We start from the raw sequence: 15,696 nt of genomic DNA, 5'->3' as shown, positions 1-15,696 counted from the left end.
CCGCTGACCCCGCCACCACACCCTGAACCTGCCCTTCAAGGAAATGACCATGAACCAGATCCGGCCCGCCCGCTTCGTGCACGTCGTCTACCGCACCCACCGCTTCGCCGAGATGATCGACTGGTACCAGCAGGTGTTCGGCGCCCGCGTCCAATTCCAGAACGAGATGCTCGCCTTCCTCACCTACGACGAGGAACACCACCGCTTCGCCTTCGTCAACCTCGACCCCCTCGACCCCGACCCCCAGGACAAGAACCGTCAGGGCCTGGTCGGCGTCGACCACGTCGCCTACACCTTCGCCTCCCTCACCGACCTGCTCACCAATTGGGAACGGCTGAAGGCCGACGGCGTCGAGCCGTACTGGTGCCTGCACCACGGCATCACCATCTCCTTGTACTACGGCGATCCCGACGGCAACCAGATGGAGTTCCAGGTCGAGAGCTACACCACCCCGCAGGACGCCAACGACTTCATGTCCAGCCCCGGCTACACCGAGAACCCCCTCGGCGTAGAGTTCGACCCCGCGGACTGGCTGGCCCGGCTGCGCACCGGCACCCCCGAATCGGAGTTCCTGGTCCGCAAGGTCCACCAGCCCGTCGCCGAACTGCGCTTCTCCACCCCGAGCTCCTCATGACCGGCGCCGCCGCGGCCCCGGCCAGGCTGCACGAAATCGAGCCGCCGAACCGTGGCCGTCGACCGCGGTCATCGACCGGCCAGCCAAGCAGGAACAGATAGGCCGCGTCGTTCTCGCCGGGTGCCGGAATCAGATGGATTCCCGACATCCCGCCGAACTCGCTCCCGACCCCAACAGGCGTGCGTCCACCGCGTACCCGAACTCCGGCCCCCGCCACCGGCGGCGGGACCTCAGCCAGCTTCGGGAAGTACCCCAACCGCGTAGCGCGCCGACAACATTTGAGCTTCCCCCCGTTTCACGGACACCCGATCTGAGTTGACCTTGATCAACTTGGGAAGGAAGTGTCTCGTGCCACCACCTCACCCGCCGGAGTTCCGGCGCCGCGCCGTCGAGCTGGCCCGCACCGGGGACAAGTCGGTCTCCGCGCTGGCCAAGAGTCTGGGCATCAGTCAGTCGTGCCTGAGCAACTGGATCCGTCGAGCCGACATCGAAGAGGGCCACCGCGACGGCCTGAGCGCCCGCGAGAAGAAGGAACTGGCCGAGCTCCGCCGAAAGGCGCGGCAACTGGAACTGGAGAACGAGATCCTCAGGCGTGCGGCGGCGTACTTCGCTCGCGAGAACGTACTCCCAAAATAAGGTACTCGCTGGTCCGTGAGCTTGCCGACAACGACGTTCCCGTCGCGGTGGCCTGCCAAGTACTGGGAATATCCCGGTCCGGTTACACCGACTGGCTCGGCAGGCCCGCCTCGATCCGGGAGCAGCGCAATGCCGATCTGGTGAAAATCATCAAAGAGAGTCCCCGACCAAGCGCCCCTCGGCGGTCTGCGGGAGGAGGACCGAGAACTCCCCGTCGCCGGCCGCCTGCCGTTCCCATCTGTCCCGGTCAAGTGCGGCCGAGGCGACGGCCTGATCCAGGGCGTCGAGAAGTCCCGCCTGGATGTCCGACTGCCGCTGATCATCGCCGCTTCCGTACCCTGTGGCGTCGACTGACATCATCGGGCGCCGTTCGAAAACCCCTCCACCTGCTGTCCCCTTGGCATGTTGGAATCGAGAACGGGATCTTTGCATGCTAGATCGCACAAGAATCAGTACAAATACCTGTTTTGCCTAAGTTATCTAGGTCACCCCGACACTTGGCATTAGTACCGAATCTTGGAGCCTCCCGGGTGGTCTGCTGAACTCAAGCGAAGATCCGCAACCAAGGAGAGAACGTGGCTTCCGAGTCCATCGCCCCAGACCCCGCACACGACGCGATGGTTGCCCTGACCGCAGTGGGAACTTTCCAGAACTACCTGCAGCATGCCGACGCGAAAGTCTCGATCCTGAGGTGATTCCAACCTGAGTGTGCAGGTCACGGGCTGGTTGCAGGCGATGGATATGGCCGTGGAATGAGTGAAGCTCCTGCTGGATGAGGTTGTCGACCAAGATCAACCTTGTCCGCACAGGAGCTTCATGTGCTGTTCTACCGTGCCGCGCTCGATCTGTCGCGCCCGACCCTGACCTTCGTCGCCGATCTGGTGCGCGAGCACCGGTCCCGGATCGGGTCGCGGTGGCGGGCACTGAGCCCCCAGCGTCAAGCGCTGCTGGTGCACCTGCGCCACAACGACACCTTCGCCCGCCTGGCGGCCGCGTTCGGGATCGGTACCGCGACCGCGCACCGCTACGTCACCGAGGTCATCGCCCTGCTCGCCGACCTGGCGCCCGACCTGCGCAAGGCGATGCGGATCGCCCAGCGCAAGGCCTACGTCATCCTGGACGGCACCCTGGCACCGACCGACCGGCTCTCGGGCCCCAACGACCGGCTCTACTACAGCGGCAAGCACCACCGGCACGGGGTGAACATCCAGTTCCTCACCGGCCCGCACGGCGAGCCGATCTGGGCCTCGCCCGTCCTGCCCGGCTCGACCCATGATCTGACGGCCGCCCGCGTCCACGGCATCATCGACGCCCTCACCAGCCGCGCCATCGCCTGCTACGCCGACAAGGGCTACGTCGGAGCCGGCGGCGCAATCGGCACCCCCTACAAGCGCAAGAAGGGCCGCAAGATCGGCACACGCAAAAAGCTGTTCAACCGGCACCACGCCCAGACCCGCGCGCTGGGCGAGCAGGGCGCCGCAACGCTCAAAAGCTGGCACATCCTGCGGAAAGCCCGCTGCTCACCCAGCCGCATGACCACCATCGTCCAAGCCATCCTCACCCTGCACCACCAGGCCAGGTGAAGTTGGAATCACCTCACTACACGCCGAGTACTCCAACGCGACTACAAGCGACTGATCGCCAATAATGCCAAGTGAAGGTCTTCAGTTACAGGACACCAGTTGGGGAGCCGACGGGACGTCCGGCGGCCAGCGGGCGACTCTGGATCACTCGCCGTTGCCGTCGCCCCCGGCGCCCCCGGCGTCCGTCTCGCCCGGTGGCAGGAAGATCAACAGCGCGAACCAGGCGGCGCAAAACACAAGTGAAGCAGCGGCGACAAATTCTCCAAAGCAGAGCACCACTACTGCTGCGATGACCAGAGCGGCAATCGGCACGAGTACTACTTTTTCGAAGGCATCGAACATGTCTGCTCCAATATGCCAGAACGACCGATCGTGGCCAGGGAAGGTGTCACCTGTCACCCGCATTCCCTGATGCTAACGTCTATGCCCTCATCATGACAGGAGGAGCATCTCCAGTGCTATCAGGGTCATCCCTGACCTTCCCCTGATTTCCCAGGCTGGGTGTCGGTGGCCGGGATGGCCTGCTACCGGCCCAGTGAGGAGTACCGGCTGATCTACCGGTTGCGCCGCCACCGCCGCCGCAAAGCGAACGCGCCGCCTTCACCTTGAACGAGTACAAGAGCATGCTGCAGGCTGCCCGCCAGCAACTACCCGGCGGAACAATCGTGCTGCTCTGGGACAACCTCGCCATCCACCACTCCACGGCAATGCGGGCGTTCATCAATGCCCATACCGACTGGCTCACGGTGTTCTACCGGCCGCCCTATGCCCCCGAGCTCAACCCGGCCGAGGGCGTGTGGTCGCTACTGAAACGCTCCGTGACCAACTTCCTGGCCACCGACCTGGGCCGCCTAAGCACCGTGATCAAGTACCGACTCCAAGTCATCCAGCACCACCCGGGCGTGATCGACGGCTGCATGACCCCCATAGGCATCACCCTCAACAGCACCCGGCCATCACCATCGGGTGGGATCGGGCGTTTCCGTTTGTGTGGGGTCCCCGGAGGGTCCGAACCTGCGCATCGACAGAACGTGCCGCTGATTATCGGCTGCCCCATGGGGACGGCTACACCTATCTGTGATAACCCCCTAGGGGTACGCACGGAACCGGCTCGACCGGAACCGACCGCGCGTCTTCAGGCCGAAGACGTCCGGCGGCCGCCGCAGTGTCGGCCCAGCACGGACGCCGACGCACCGGGCCGCATCGCCACTCGGCCGAGGTATTCGTTCGAAAGGTGGGCCCGCAGCTGCGCGCCGACGTGCTGGGCGGGCGATCGGCGGGTGCGGGACACACGGGAGGGCCCGCCGGTTGAGTTCGGCCGCCGCGCGCAGGACGGCAGAGTTGTGGTGAACGCCTCGCATCGCGGGCGGGACGGTCCGCGGTGTCGTCCGGGCAGAGCCCCGAGTTTGGACACGTCCGGGCCAGATTTCTGCGCCGTGTTCGCCCGGCCGCCGCGATTTGTCCTGGGGACATACGTAGAGGGACCCACCCGACAGGTGGGTCCCTCTACGTATGTTCGGCTAGTGAGCCGCTTCGTACTGCTCGATGACGTTGGCAGGGATGCGCCCGCGGTCGTTCACCTTGATGCCGGTGGATTTCGCCCACTCCCGGATCTCAGCGCTGCGCTCCCGGTTACCCGTACCGCGAGCCGTGGCCTTACCGCCCCTGACGGCCTTGAGCCGACGCCCGCTGTCCATGAACGGGTGAAGAGCGCTTCGAAGCTTGTCAGCGTTCTTCTCGCTGAGGTCGATCTCGTACGCCTTGCCGTCGATGGCGAACGACACCGTCTCGTTGGCCTCGGCGCCATCGAGGTCATCTGTCATCTGAACTATGACCTTCTGAGCCATGCGTGTTCCCCTCCTCGTCGTGCTACTGAATATCCTTGACCGTAGCCGACTCCGGTGCGTAGTCGATCCAGAAGAGCAGTATCCCGCTCCGGTCTTCCACAGCGATCGCACCTGGTTGGCCGGCTGGTACGTCGTCACAGATCGTTCCTGATATGCACCGTCCGCTTCCGGGGACGGTCCTGGCCGAGAATTAGGTGCTGCTCTCTACCCGTCCCCACGTCCTGGATATCGAGTACGAGGCAACGAGCCGATTGTCGTCTTGGCCGGACCACTCCTCTTCGCACTTGCTGATGAACCCGGCCTTTCTCCCCGGATCACGTCCGATGCGGCTAACGGCAGGCATGCCCGGAAGCAGCGCAGTCCGCTCGGACGGCGCGCACGGGCCCCGGATGGTGTTCCGCCTACCCCGAGGTCCACGTGCGTCTCGTCGCCTCTTCAACCGCACCACGCCACGAGCCGGCCCGTTGTCCGGTTACAGGTCCAGTTCGCCGACTTTCACTTGGCCGATGAGACCAGTGAACGTGGAGCGGTCGAGAGTGAGGTGGCCGCCTTCAGGATTCTTGCTGTCGCGGATACCGATGGAGGCGCGCACTCGTGCGATCTCTACGCACGCCTGCTCGGAGTTGCTGCGGCTGCTCTTGCGCTACGTGGCCGCTGTGAGGTCGGCACTCATGGTCGGTTCATCTCCCTTGCTGTCTGCCGGAACAACGCCGAACTGTCCTCCTGGGAAAGGGTGTTGTCCCAGATGACCGCGAACCCGTCGGAGTAGCGGTCGATCTCGCGGGGTTTGTCCAGGTACTGGGCTCCCGTGAAGCCTTGCACATACACGGTGGGGGGGTTCGTGGTTGCGCCCGTCTCCGGTGGTCGGGAACCGCATGAGGATGAACGGTCCTGTGTCGAGCCCTCGATGTGCCCCCGCCTCGTAGAGGACGACGCGGATGGAGACGTTCGGGCGTTCGTTGAGTTCTGCGAGTTGGTCGAGCTGTGCCGCCATGACCGCCGGCCCGCCGACGACTCGGCGGACGACGGCGTCGTCGCGAAGGTGTGGGACGAGGCGATGGCCATGCACGGGATGTTCCGCCAAACGATCGACGAGTGCCAGCGGCAGGTCCGGCTGGAACTGGAAGAGATCGTGGACGAGCACATCACGCTCGTGGGGCGGACGACCGGGGCGGGAGGACGCGGGCGGAACCTGCGCGAGAAACCCGAGCGAACCGAGTCTGGCGCGCCCACATCCTCGCCGAGCGGACGATGCTGCACGCCCTTCCGGGCCACTGCAACAGCCCGATCGCGGGACACTGCCACACCACCGACGACGGCCAGCTCAGCCTCATCGGCATGGTGTTCAGCCGCGACGGCACGACGTTCGCCCACGCCCACGAGTGGGACACCTCCGACCACGCCTACGAGCTGGGCGCCTTCGTCGCCGCCAGCCTCACTCGCAAGGACGCCCGAAGCATCATCGCCGGCACCCGCCTGCACTGACATCGCGGCTCCGCAGACGGCAGCTCATACCGTACCGACCGCCCCTCGCGGGCTCGTCCCTGCTGGTCAACCTGACCTACAAGGCGCGGGCGACGGCCGGAGACCGCCTCTGATGCGCTCGCGTGCGCCCCTGCCCGCGGCGTCGGCCCTGGGGCCTTCTTCGACTCCGGCAGACCTCCAGCGGAATCTTTCGGTACAGACCGGTGTATATAGCTTGTGCTCTACCGACCCCCGGAGTACGTTACGTACACAAGCTGGTTTATATAAGAATCGAGAATGGGAAGAGAGCACATCTCATGAGCAGCATCACCTTCATCGGTGTGGGGAACATGGCCCGTACCATCGGCACGCTCGCGGTGGCGGGCGGCAACACCGTCGAGGTCATGGCACGTGATCAGGCCAAAGCCGATGCCCTGGCCAAGGCTCTGGGCGGCGGCGCGACGGCGGGCGAGTGGGGTGCCGTCCCGGTTGGCGACATCGTCGTCCTGGCCGTGCCATACGCCGGCGCCGTGCCGGTCGTCGCCCAGTACGGAGACGCGCTGGCCGGCAAGTTCATCATCGACATCTCCAACACGTTCAACGCCGACGCCACCGGGCTCGTCGTCCCTGACGGCACGTCCGGTGCGCAGGAGATCGCCAAAGCAGTCCCGGAGAGTGCGCACGTCGTGAAGGCGTTCAACACGGTCTTCGGGCACGTGCTGGCCCAGGGGCGTCCGTTGGACGTGTTCTTCGCCGGAGACGACGCGCGGGCCAAGGCCGACGTGTCGGCGTTCATCGAGAGCCTCGGGCTGCGCCCGCTCGACGTCGGCGGCCTGGAGATGGCCCGCTGGCTGGAAGGGGTCGGGCCGCTGCTGATGGGCCTGGCCCGCAACGGCGCGGGGACCTTCGACGTCGCCCTCCGCGTCGACCTCCCCGGCTGAGAGCACCCCCGCCAGTAGCCCGCGGCGCTCCCGCCGCGGATCTTTATGAAGGAGTCATCGTGCGTTTTATATGGCAGCTTTTAGCGGTTGTGGCGGTCTGGATCATCGGCAATCTGGGCACGGCGGCGGTGAAGGACTACCCCTGGCTGGCGCTCGTCGCCGGCGTGCTGACGGCCGTCGTCGCGGTCCTGGTCTACCGCTGGATGGTGCGGCGCACCGAGCACCGGGACCCCGTCGAGGTGTCGCTGGAGGGAGCGGGCGCCGGGATCGGCTGGGGCACGCTGCTCGGCGTCGCGCTGTTCGGGGCGGTCATCGCGAACATCGCCTTCTTCGGCGACTACACGATCAACGGCCTGGGCTCGCCGGGGAACGCCGTCGGCCTGCTCGGCATCATGGTGGGCGCCGCCGTGACCGAGGAACTGGTCTTCCGCGGAGTCCTGTTCCGGAACGTCGAGCACTGGACCGGAACCTGGATCGCGCTCGTGCTGACCGGCTCGCTGTTCGGACTGATCCACCTGCTCAACGCGAACGCCACCCTGTGGGGCGCCATCGCCATCGCCATCGAGGCGGGCGGGATGCTGACCGCCGCGTACATCGCCACCCGCAAGCTGTGGGTGCCGATCGGGCTGCACTTCGGCTGGAACATCGCCGCGAGCGCCATCTTCAGCACCAAGGTGTCCGGCAGCAACACCCCCGAGGGTCTGCTGGACGCGACGATGTCGGGTCCCGCGCCGGTCACGGGCGGCGACTTCGGACCGGAGGGCAGTGTGTACGCCGTGGTGTTCGGCGTCGTGGCCACCGCCGTGTTCATGTGGCTGGCGCACCGGCGTGGTCACGTGGTCCCCGTCCGTCGCTCGACCCGGGCGGACGTGGCCGCTGGGTTCGCCAGGTGATCGAACTCCGGCGGCGGCCAGGGGACCCCGCCGGTCGAGACGCATCACACCTTCTGGGTTGAACCTGCGATGACGGAGGTTCCTCCGCCTTCCGTCGCGGCGGCAGACCCGTCCGACGCCGAGGTCATCACCGCCGCCGCGCGACAGCCTGCTTCCGCGCTTCGTCTGGGATCCGGATTGGGAGCCGCCGGTGGACTGACGTCCGCGAGACTCCCGTGCCGGGCGGTGGTCACAGGGTGCTGATGAGGCCGCCGTCGATGGTGTAGTCGGCGCCGGTGATGTTCGCGGCGCGGTCGCCGGCCAGGAAGGCCACGAGGTCGGCGACCTCCTCGGGGCGGGTGAAGCGTCCGGTGACGGATTCGCTCGCCGCGTGGTCGGCGACGGTTCCCGGGTCGCCGCCGGTGGCGGTCGCGACGGTCGCGGCGACCCCGCCGTCGCCCAGCCACAGCGCGGTCGCGACGGGGCCGGGGCTGACGGTGTTGACGCGGACGCCCGACGGCCCGACCTCCTTGGACAGGGACTTGCAGAAGCTGGACAGCGCGGCCTTGGCGGCGCTGTAGTCGATCACCAGCGGATCGGGCAGGACGGCGTTGACCGAGCTGACGGTGACGATGCTGCCCGCGCCGCGCTCCACCAGGCGGGGAAGCGCGGCGCGGGTCGTGCGGACGGCCGCCAGAAGGTTGATCGTCAGCGTCGCGTCCCAGTCGTCGTCGGTGACCGACAGGAAGCCGCCGACGCGCGGACGGACCGCGCCGACATTGTTGACCAGCACGTCCAGGCCCCCGAAGGAGGAGACCGCCGCGTCGACGACCGCGAGCGGGGCCTGCGGGTCGGTGAGGTCCGCCATGACCGGGAGCACGTTCCCCGTCTCCGCCAGCGCCGTCAGCTCGGCCGAACCGCTCTTCGAGACGGCCGCCACGGACGCGCCCTCGCCTGCGAGGGCGCGGGTGACGGCCAGGCCGATGCCCCTGCTCGCGCCGGTGACGATCGCGGTCTTGCCGGACAGGCCGAGGTCCATGGCGACTCCTTCGGACGGACGGTTCTCAGAGGGACTGCTTGCGCAGCCAGGTCAGCGCGGTGTCGGCGACCTCGCGCCAGCCGCTGTCGATGGTCAGCGAGTGGCCCTTGGCCGGGAAGTCGGTGATGTCGGTGACGGCCTCGGAGTGCCGGTACTGCTTGAGGGTCGCCCGGACGACCGCCTCCGGGACGGTGTGGTCCTTGCCCCCCGTCATCAGCAGCAGCGGGCCGCGCGACTCGTTCCCGGTGTCGACCTTGGCCGCGGAGTGCGGGTTGAAGTTCGCGGCGGCGGCCTCGAACAGCGGTTTGCCCGGCGCGGGGATCGTCCACTTCTCGAACAGGGCGTCCGACTCGTCCTCGGGGATCGCGTTGCCGAACGCGAACCGGAACTGCTCGGCGGTCAGGGACACCGCGCGGTGCCGGTTCGCGGGGTTCTTGAACACCGGGAGCGTGGCGCGCAGCGCGGACAGCGGCAGCGGCAGCACGCCCTTGATCTGCGCGGCGTCGATCGCGACGGCGGCGCGGGCCAGGTTCTGCCCGAGCAGCTTCTGCGCGATCATCCCGCCGAAGGAGTGGCCGACGAGGATCGGTGCGGAGTCCAGGGTGCGGATGATCCCCGCGAAGTGCTCGACGACGTCGTCGATGCCGTGGTCGGCGATGCTCTCGGGGGTCTCGCGGGCCTCGGCCACGGTGTCGGGGTCGCCGGGCCAGCCGGGGGCGATCGGCGCGTAGCCCTCCGCGCCGAACAGCTCCGTCCAGGGGGCCCACGATGTGGCGTGCAGCCATAGCCCGTGGATGAAGACGATGGGAATCGGTGTCGTCATGCTGCCCCTCCGAGCGCCGTCCTGGTCTGTGGCATCAGGACACCATCCGCGCCGGGTGCTTCGTATCCGGGGAAGACCCCAGTCTGCCTGTCCGACTTGCGTGGTTACGTGGGGATTTCTAGGGTCAGTGCATACCGCCCGGTTACCGTCGCGGTGCAGATTCAACGGCGCGCCACGGCGACGCCAAGGAGCGATCTGTGACGAGTGGTGGGGGCGGGGCGAGTGGACCCGATGCCGCGGACGGGTTGTTCGTCGGCCGGGAGCGGGAATCCGAACGGCTGCGGAACTGCGCGGGCAAGGTCAGGGCGAACGAGTCCTGGCTGGCCGTCGTCGAGGGAGAGGCCGGGATCGGCAAGAGCTCTCTCGTGCGCAGATTCGCCGCGTCCCTGGACGACTTCACGGTCCTGTGGGCGACCGGGGACGCGTCGGAGGCCGACCTCCCCTACGGCGTGATCGGGCAGCTGACACGGCACGCCGGTCCGGCCGCGTCGACGTTCCCCCTGCTGGCGGAGCCCGCGGCCGGGACGAGCCCGCACGTGATCGGCGGGCAGCTGCTGCTTCTGCTGGGCGCGCTGCAGCAGTCAGGGAACCCCGTCGCCTTGGTCGTGGACGATCTGCAGTGGGCGGACCGGCTGTCGGTCCAGGCGCTGGGTTTCGTCCTGCGCCGCCTGTGGGCCGACCGGGTCCTGACGGTCCTGGCGATCCGTCCGGACGCCGAGTCCTCCGACGAGACGCTGGACAGGCTGCTGCGGTCCTCGGACCGGACGGCGAAGGTCGAGCTGGGCGGGCTCGGCGGCGAGGACGTCGCACGGCTGGCGCGGGCCCTGGTCGCGGGCACGCTCGCGCCGGGCCTGAGCGAACGGCTGTACGCGTACACCCGGGGGCATCCGCTGCACGTCCGGACGGTGCTGGCGGAGATCCCCCCTGACGTGCTGGGCGACGGAGTGCTGGAGCACTGGCCCGTCCCCCGCTCGCTCCTGGCGGGGATCAGGGCGCAGCTCTCCCGGCTGCCGCGCGAGTCCCGCGAACTGCTGGAGGCGATGGCGGTCCTGGACGCGCGGGTGCCGCTGTCGGCGGCCGGCCGGCTCGCCGGCCTCCCGGACCCGGCCCGCGCGCTCGGCCCCGCCCTGGCGGCCGGGCTCGCGCTGTGGTCGCCGAAGGATCCGGAGAGCCCCGTCGCGCTGGTGCACGCCCTCCAACGCGACGCGATCTACGACACGCTGACCCCCGAGCGGCGCCGGACGCTGCACGCGGGCGCGGCGGACCTCGTGAGCACGGCCGCGAGCTGGGCGCACCGGGTCGCGGCCGCCGCCACCGCCGACGACCGCCTCGCCGCCGACCTGGAGCGATCCGGGACGGCGGAGGCCGCGGCCGGACGCAACGCCGTGGCCGCGACACGCCTCGGCTGGGCCTCGGCCCTGTCGGCCGGCCGGGACGATCGGGAGCGGCGGCTGCTCACGTCCTGCGCCCAGTCGCTGCTCACCATGCGGCCCGAGGGCACCGCGAACCTCCGGCAGCGGGTCGAGGCATGTTCGCCGGGGCCGCTGCGCAGCTGCGTCCTCGGGGCCATGGACATGATGGCGGGACGGTTTCCCGCCGCCGAGGCGCACCTGACCCGGGCGTGGCGGGACGCCCGGTCGCTGCCCGACGCCGGCTGGGTCGCGGCCCTGGCCGGCACGTTCCTGGCCCAGATCATGATCTGGCACGGCCGGGGCGCCGAGACGGCGGAGATCGCCCGCCGCACCCTGACGATCGGCGGTCTCGACCCGGCCACGTCCGACCTCACCCGGGCGATCCTGGCGACCGGCCGGATGTGGCACGAGGGTCCGCGCGCGGCGCTGGCGGAGGTCGCGCACCTGCCGGTGGCGGGTTCGGAGACGCCGGACCACAACCTCGACACGCTGGCGACCCGCGGGGTCCTGCGGCTGTTCCTGGGGGACCTCTCCTCGGCGCGCGCCGATCTCCGGACCGTGGCGCTGCGCGACCAGCAGGGCGCCGGATCCAAACTCGGGCCCGTGACGCTCTCGCTCCAGTCGGTCGTCCACTACCTCGCGGGCGACTGGGTGGGGAGCGAGTCCGCCGCGGATCGGGCGCTGGCCGTCGCGGCGACGCAGGGTCAGCTCGGCGCCGACGCCGCGGCCCGCTTCGCGGCCGTGTGCGTCGCGGCGGGCAGGGGCGAGTGGGACCGCGCCCTGCGGCATTTGGACGACCTCTCCGAGATCGTGCGGGCCCTCGGCTCCGCCACCGAGATCGTCTACTCGTCCCTGGCGGAGGCGACGGTGGCGCAGGCGCGGGCCGACTTCCCCGCCATGGAACGCGCGCTGCGTCCGCTGCTCGACGACGACCGCGCCCTCCGCCTGCGGTACAAGCCCTTCTGGCTGTGGCAGCAGTCGCTGCTCGTGGAGGCGCTGACCGGCACCGGGCAGACCGGCGCCGCCGCCGCGGCGCTGCGCGACCTGCGGGCGGAGCACGGCGGCGGCGGCTACCTCCGGGTCGTCGTCGCCAGGCTGACCGGTCAGCTCGCCGAGGCCCGGGACCGTCCGCGCGAGGCCGTGGAGATCTACGACCGGGCCCTCACCGTCGAGGCGGACGCCGACGCCACGCCGCTCTACCTGGCCATGCTGGAGCACGCTCACGGGAGGCTCCTCCTGGCCACGGGGGCGGCGCCGCGGCGGGACGCGGCGACCTGGCTCAACAAGGCGCACGGCCGTTTCAGCGCGCTGCGGGCCGCGCCGTTCCTGCGGAGGTGCGAGGACGATCTGGCGGCGAGCGGGCTCACGGCGTCCGAGAACGATCCCGGCAGCCTGTTCACGCTGACCGAACGGGAACTGTCGGTGGCGTACGTCATCGCGAGCGGACGCACGAACCAGGAGGCCGCGGCGGAGCTCTACGTCAGCCAGAAGACCGTCGAGTACCACCTGTCCCACATCTACGCCAAGCTCGGCATCTCCTCCCGCCGGCTGCTCGCCGACGCCCTCCGCACCCAGGAGGTCTAGCGCCGGGACCCTGGGTCCGACGATTAGGGCTCTTCCCTAGCGTCCCGATCCGCCCCGGATGTTCCCCTTGTCCCAGCGAGTAGGGGGCGACATGGGCGGACACGCACCAACCGGCTTCCCGGACCGACCGGTCCCGTTCATCGGCCGCGACAAGGAGCTGCGCGTCCTGGCGGACCTTCTGGGCGGCGTCCGTGAGGGACGGAGCGGCACGTACGTACTCGTCGGCGAGCCCGGGACGGGCAAGACCAGCCTGCTCGACCGGGCCGCCGCGAACCGCCCGGACGTCCGCGCCGTCCGGATCGCCGGGGTCGAATCGGAGATGCGCCTCGGGTTCGCGGCGCTGCACCGGCTGCTGCGTCCCTGGCTGCCCGGCGTCGACGCGCTCCCCGCCCCGCAGCGCGACGCGTTGCGCACGGCGTTCGGCCGCATGGCCGGGGTCCCCGCCGACCGCTACCTCGCGGGCATGGCCGCTCTCACCCTTCTCGCCGGCGCCGCCGCGTCCGAGCCGCTCCTGTGCGTGGTCGACGACGCGCAGTGGCTGGACCGGGAGTCCGCCGAGGCCCTGGCCTTCGTCGCACGCCGCCTGCACGCCGAGACCATCGGGCTGCTCTTCGCCACCCGCCCGCACGGGCACGCCCTGTTCGACGGGCTCCCCGCCCTGACGGTGTCCGGGCTGCCCGACGACGACGCCGAGAGCCTGCTGGCCGCGAGCATCGCCGGACGCCTCGACGGCGCGGTCGCCGCGAAGATCGTCGCCGGCACCGGCGGCAACCCCCTGGCGCTGACCGAACTCGCCCGCGCGCTCACCGCGGAGCAGCTGACCGGCATCGCCCCGCTGCCCAGGCCGCTCCCGGCCGGCGGGGCCCTCGAAACCCATTTCCTGCGGCAGGTCGAGCGGCTCCCCGCCGGGACGCGATCGCTGCTCCTGCTCGTCTCCGCCACGCCGCCGGACGATCCCGCGCTGCTCTGGCGGGCCGCGGAGCATCTCGGCATCGCCGCCGACGGGGCCGATCTCGCACTGGCCGCGGGCATCCTGACCCCCGCGCTGGACTTCCGGCACCCGCTGATCCGCTCGGCCGTCTACCGGGGCGCCGACGCGGCGGACCGGCGGCTCGTCCACGCGGCCCTCGCCGCCGTGACCGATCCCGTGCTGGACCCGGACCACCACGCGTGGCACCGCGCGGAGGCCACGATCGGGCTCGACGAGGAGGTGGCCGCCGAGCTGGAGACGGCCTCCGAACGTGCGCGGTCACGCGGCGGCCATGCCGAGCAGGCCGCCTTCCTGTCCCGCGCGGCGGACCTGTCCCCCGATCCGCGCGACCAGGCCGCGCGGCTCGCCGCGGCGGCCCGCGCCCACCTCGTCCTCGGGGATCCGGTCGCCGCCGGCGGGATGCTCGACCGGGCCGAGCGCGGCCTCGGCCATCCCGTGCAGCGCGCCCTCGCCCGCCAGACCAGGGCGACGGTCGAGATGTACTCCGGCCGGTTCGCCGCCGCCCCCGCGATCCTCCTGGAGGCGGCCGAGTCGATCGCCGGGCTGGACGCCCGGCTGGCCCGGAAGATGATGTTCGAGGCGCTCCAGGCCGTCCTGTTCACCGACGACCGCGCCGCCACCCTCACCCTGCGCGACCTCGCCCGCGAGGTGCTGGCGTCACCCGCGGCGAAGTCGGCGGAACCGACCTACACCGACCTGTTCCTGGACGGCTACGCCACGCGCGTCGCCGTCGGCCACCGGTCCGCCGTGCCGCTGATGCGCGGCGCGCTGACCGCCTTGGGCACGGACGAGAACCTCGCCGAGGAGGGCCTGCCGCTCGCCCTCATCAGCATGCTCGCGGCCGACGACGTGTGGGACGACGAGGGCGGACGCCGGGCGTGGCGGCGGCTCGAAGCCTACGACCGGACCCACGGGGCGCTGGGCACGCTCCGGACCACGCTCATGGTCGGCGCCGCCTGGGAACTGCGCGCGGGCCGGTTCGAGGCGGCCGACGCGCTCCAGGACGAGCTGGCGGAACTGTCCGCCGTCGTCGGCCGGCCGCACCGCGGGACGATCCAGCGGATCGAACTCCTGGCCTGGAGGGGCAGGGAGGCCGAGGCGCGGGCGGTGGCGGCGGCGGACGTCGGCTTCGACGGCTTCGTCATGAACTCCCTGGCCGTCCTGGAGACCAGCCTCGGACGTTACGGCGAGGCGCTGGCCCACGTCCTGCCGTCGTTCGAGCGCGACGAGCCCGGCGTCGGCGCCCGGTCGCTGCACGAGATCGTCGAGGCGGGCGTGCGGAGCGGGGACCGCGACGCCGCGGAGGCCGCGCTCGCCCGGCTGGCGGAGCGCGCCCCGGCCGGCGGCACCCCCTGGGGGCTCGGACTGCTCGCCCGCTGCAGGGCGCTGACGGCCGGGGACGAGCGGGCCGAGGACCTCTACCGCGAGTCGGCGGACCTGCTCGGCCGCACGCGGATCGTGACCGAGCGCGCCCGGACGCACCTGCTCTACGGCGAGTGGCTGCGGCGGCGCAGGCGCCGCGCCGACGCCCGCGCCGAACTGCGGACCGCGTACGGGATGTTCACGGCGATGGGCGCCGCGGCCTTCGCCGAACGCGCCCGAGCCGAACTCCTCGCGACCGGCGAACGCCCCCGCGGGCGCAACGAGCAGACCGCCCACGTCCTGACCCCGCAGGAGAAGCAGGTCGCGGGCCTCGCCGCCGCCGGATCCACCAATGGCGAGATCGCGGCCCGCCTGTTCATCAGCACGTCCACCGTCGAATACCACCTCACCAAGGTCTTCCGGAAGCTCGCCATCACTTCGCGCCGCAAACTCGCCTCCGTCCTGCACGACGACGCCTGAACCACGGTTTCGGCCGGTCGGCCGACCC

General features: G+C 70.2%; 13 protein-coding genes and 2 pseudogenes. 9 read left to right on the top strand and 6 right to left on the bottom strand.

Annotated elements, in window-relative coordinates:
• The first annotated feature begins 49 nt into the window (after window positions 1-49).
• From ACA511_RS19880 to ACA511_RS19870, 3 genes are all read left to right on the top strand, one after another.
• Window positions 50-634 carry a VOC family protein gene (locus tag ACA511_RS19880; RefSeq protein ID WP_375025896.1) on the top strand — a complete coding sequence of 195 codons (585 nt, stop codon included), beginning with the start codon at window positions 50-52 and terminating at the stop codon, window positions 632-634.
• Between the two features lie 348 nt (window positions 635-982).
• Window positions 983-1,270, top strand: a complete 288-nt coding sequence (locus ACA511_RS19875) for a transposase (RefSeq protein WP_375025895.1) — start codon at window positions 983-985, stop codon at window positions 1,268-1,270.
• 818 nt (window positions 1,271-2,088) lie between these two features.
• Entirely contained in the window at window positions 2,089-2,853 is a 765-nt protein-coding gene (locus tag ACA511_RS19870) for a transposase family protein (protein ID WP_375025893.1), read from the top strand.
• 144 nt (window positions 2,854-2,997) lie between these two features.
• Here ACA511_RS19870 and ACA511_RS19865 read toward each other — a convergent pair whose 3' ends face one another.
• Window positions 2,998-3,252 (bottom strand): hypothetical protein, encoded by a 255-nt coding sequence (locus tag ACA511_RS19865; RefSeq protein WP_375025892.1) that lies wholly within the window; start codon window positions 3,250-3,252, stop codon window positions 2,998-3,000.
• A gap of 224 nt (window positions 3,253-3,476) precedes the next feature.
• Between ACA511_RS19865 and ACA511_RS19860 the strand changes: the two are divergent.
• A pseudogene (locus tag ACA511_RS19860) lies at window positions 3,477-3,668 on the top strand (transposase); the annotation flags it as partial.
• 705 nt (window positions 3,669-4,373) lie between these two features.
• On the opposite strand, the gene ACA511_RS19855 reads toward ACA511_RS19860, so the two are convergent.
• From ACA511_RS19855 to ACA511_RS19845, 3 genes and pseudogenes are all read right to left on the bottom strand, one after another.
• Window positions 4,374-4,700, bottom strand: coding sequence for an Lsr2 family protein (locus ACA511_RS19855; protein WP_375025891.1), 327 nt, complete (start codon window positions 4,698-4,700; stop codon window positions 4,374-4,376).
• Window positions 4,701-5,172: 472 nt separating this feature from the next.
• Window positions 5,173-5,331: pseudogene (locus ACA511_RS19850) on the bottom strand (DUF397 domain-containing protein); the annotation flags it as partial.
• 12 nt (window positions 5,332-5,343) lie between these two features.
• Window positions 5,344-5,694, bottom strand: coding sequence for a Scr1 family TA system antitoxin-like transcriptional regulator (locus ACA511_RS19845; RefSeq protein ID WP_375025890.1), 351 nt, complete (start codon window positions 5,692-5,694; stop codon window positions 5,344-5,346).
• Between the two features lie 50 nt (window positions 5,695-5,744).
• Here ACA511_RS19845 and ACA511_RS19840 point away from each other — a divergent pair, with 50 nt between their 5' ends.
• The 3 genes from ACA511_RS19840 (at window position 5,745) to ACA511_RS19830 (ending at window position 7,998) form a co-directional block, all read left to right on the top strand.
• Complete coding sequence (locus tag ACA511_RS19840) at window positions 5,745-6,185, top strand: hypothetical protein (RefSeq protein ID WP_375025888.1); 441 nt, start codon at window positions 5,745-5,747, stop codon at window positions 6,183-6,185.
• Between the two features lie 296 nt (window positions 6,186-6,481).
• Window positions 6,482-7,105 (top strand): NADPH-dependent F420 reductase, encoded by a 624-nt coding sequence (locus ACA511_RS19835; RefSeq protein WP_375025887.1) that lies wholly within the window; start codon window positions 6,482-6,484, stop codon window positions 7,103-7,105.
• Window positions 7,106-7,164: 59 nt separating this feature from the next.
• Window positions 7,165-7,998 (top strand): lysostaphin resistance A-like protein, encoded by an 834-nt coding sequence (locus ACA511_RS19830; protein ID WP_375025886.1) that lies wholly within the window; start codon window positions 7,165-7,167, stop codon window positions 7,996-7,998.
• A gap of 229 nt (window positions 7,999-8,227) precedes the next feature.
• Here ACA511_RS19830 and ACA511_RS19825 read toward each other — a convergent pair whose 3' ends face one another.
• Both ACA511_RS19825 and ACA511_RS19820 read right to left on the bottom strand, forming a co-directional pair.
• A complete protein-coding gene (locus tag ACA511_RS19825; RefSeq protein WP_375025885.1) occupies window positions 8,228-9,016 on the bottom strand; it encodes an SDR family NAD(P)-dependent oxidoreductase in 789 nt (262 codons plus the stop codon).
• A gap of 25 nt (window positions 9,017-9,041) precedes the next feature.
• Window positions 9,042-9,839, bottom strand: coding sequence for an alpha/beta hydrolase (locus ACA511_RS19820; RefSeq protein WP_375025884.1), 798 nt, complete (start codon window positions 9,837-9,839; stop codon window positions 9,042-9,044).
• 197 nt (window positions 9,840-10,036) lie between these two features.
• Between ACA511_RS19820 and ACA511_RS19815 the strand changes: the two genes are divergently transcribed.
• Both ACA511_RS19815 and ACA511_RS19810 read left to right on the top strand, forming a co-directional pair.
• The gene (locus ACA511_RS19815) at window positions 10,037-12,835 is read left to right on the top strand and encodes an AAA family ATPase (RefSeq protein ID WP_375025883.1); all 2,799 of its coding nucleotides are present in this window, start codon (window positions 10,037-10,039) and stop codon (window positions 12,833-12,835) included.
• A gap of 91 nt (window positions 12,836-12,926) precedes the next feature.
• Window positions 12,927-15,668: an AAA family ATPase gene (locus ACA511_RS19810; protein ID WP_375025882.1), complete on the top strand. Its 2,742-nt coding sequence runs from the start codon at window positions 12,927-12,929 to the stop codon at window positions 15,666-15,668.
• The last annotated feature ends 28 nt before the right edge of the window (window positions 15,669-15,696 follow it).

The organism is Actinomadura sp. GTD37 (assembly GCF_041951365.1).
In the GTDB taxonomy this organism is placed as follows: domain Bacteria; phylum Actinomycetota; class Actinomycetes; order Streptosporangiales; family Streptosporangiaceae; genus Spirillospora.
Note: the sequence above shows the minus strand (reverse complement) of the source record. Positions and strands in the feature narration are given on the sequence as shown.

Coding starts and splice junctions, on each gene's coding strand:
- ACA511_RS19845 (WP_375025890.1), bottom strand. CDS start 5,694: ATGGCGGCACAGCTCGACCAACTCGCAGAACTCAACGAACGCCCGAAC.
- ACA511_RS19835 (WP_375025887.1), top strand. CDS start 6,482: ATGAGCAGCATCACCTTCATCGGTGTGGGGAACATGGCCCGTACCATC.
- ACA511_RS19810 (WP_375025882.1), top strand. CDS start 12,927: ATGGGCGGACACGCACCAACCGGCTTCCCGGACCGACCGGTCCCGTTC.
- ACA511_RS19825 (WP_375025885.1), bottom strand. CDS start 9,016: ATGGACCTCGGCCTGTCCGGCAAGACCGCGATCGTCACCGGCGCGAGC.
- ACA511_RS19855 (WP_375025891.1), bottom strand. CDS start 4,700: ATGGCTCAGAAGGTCATAGTTCAGATGACAGATGACCTCGATGGCGCC.
- ACA511_RS19880 (WP_375025896.1), top strand. CDS start 50: ATGAACCAGATCCGGCCCGCCCGCTTCGTGCACGTCGTCTACCGCACC.
- ACA511_RS19820 (WP_375025884.1), bottom strand. CDS start 9,839: ATGACGACACCGATTCCCATCGTCTTCATCCACGGGCTATGGCTGCAC.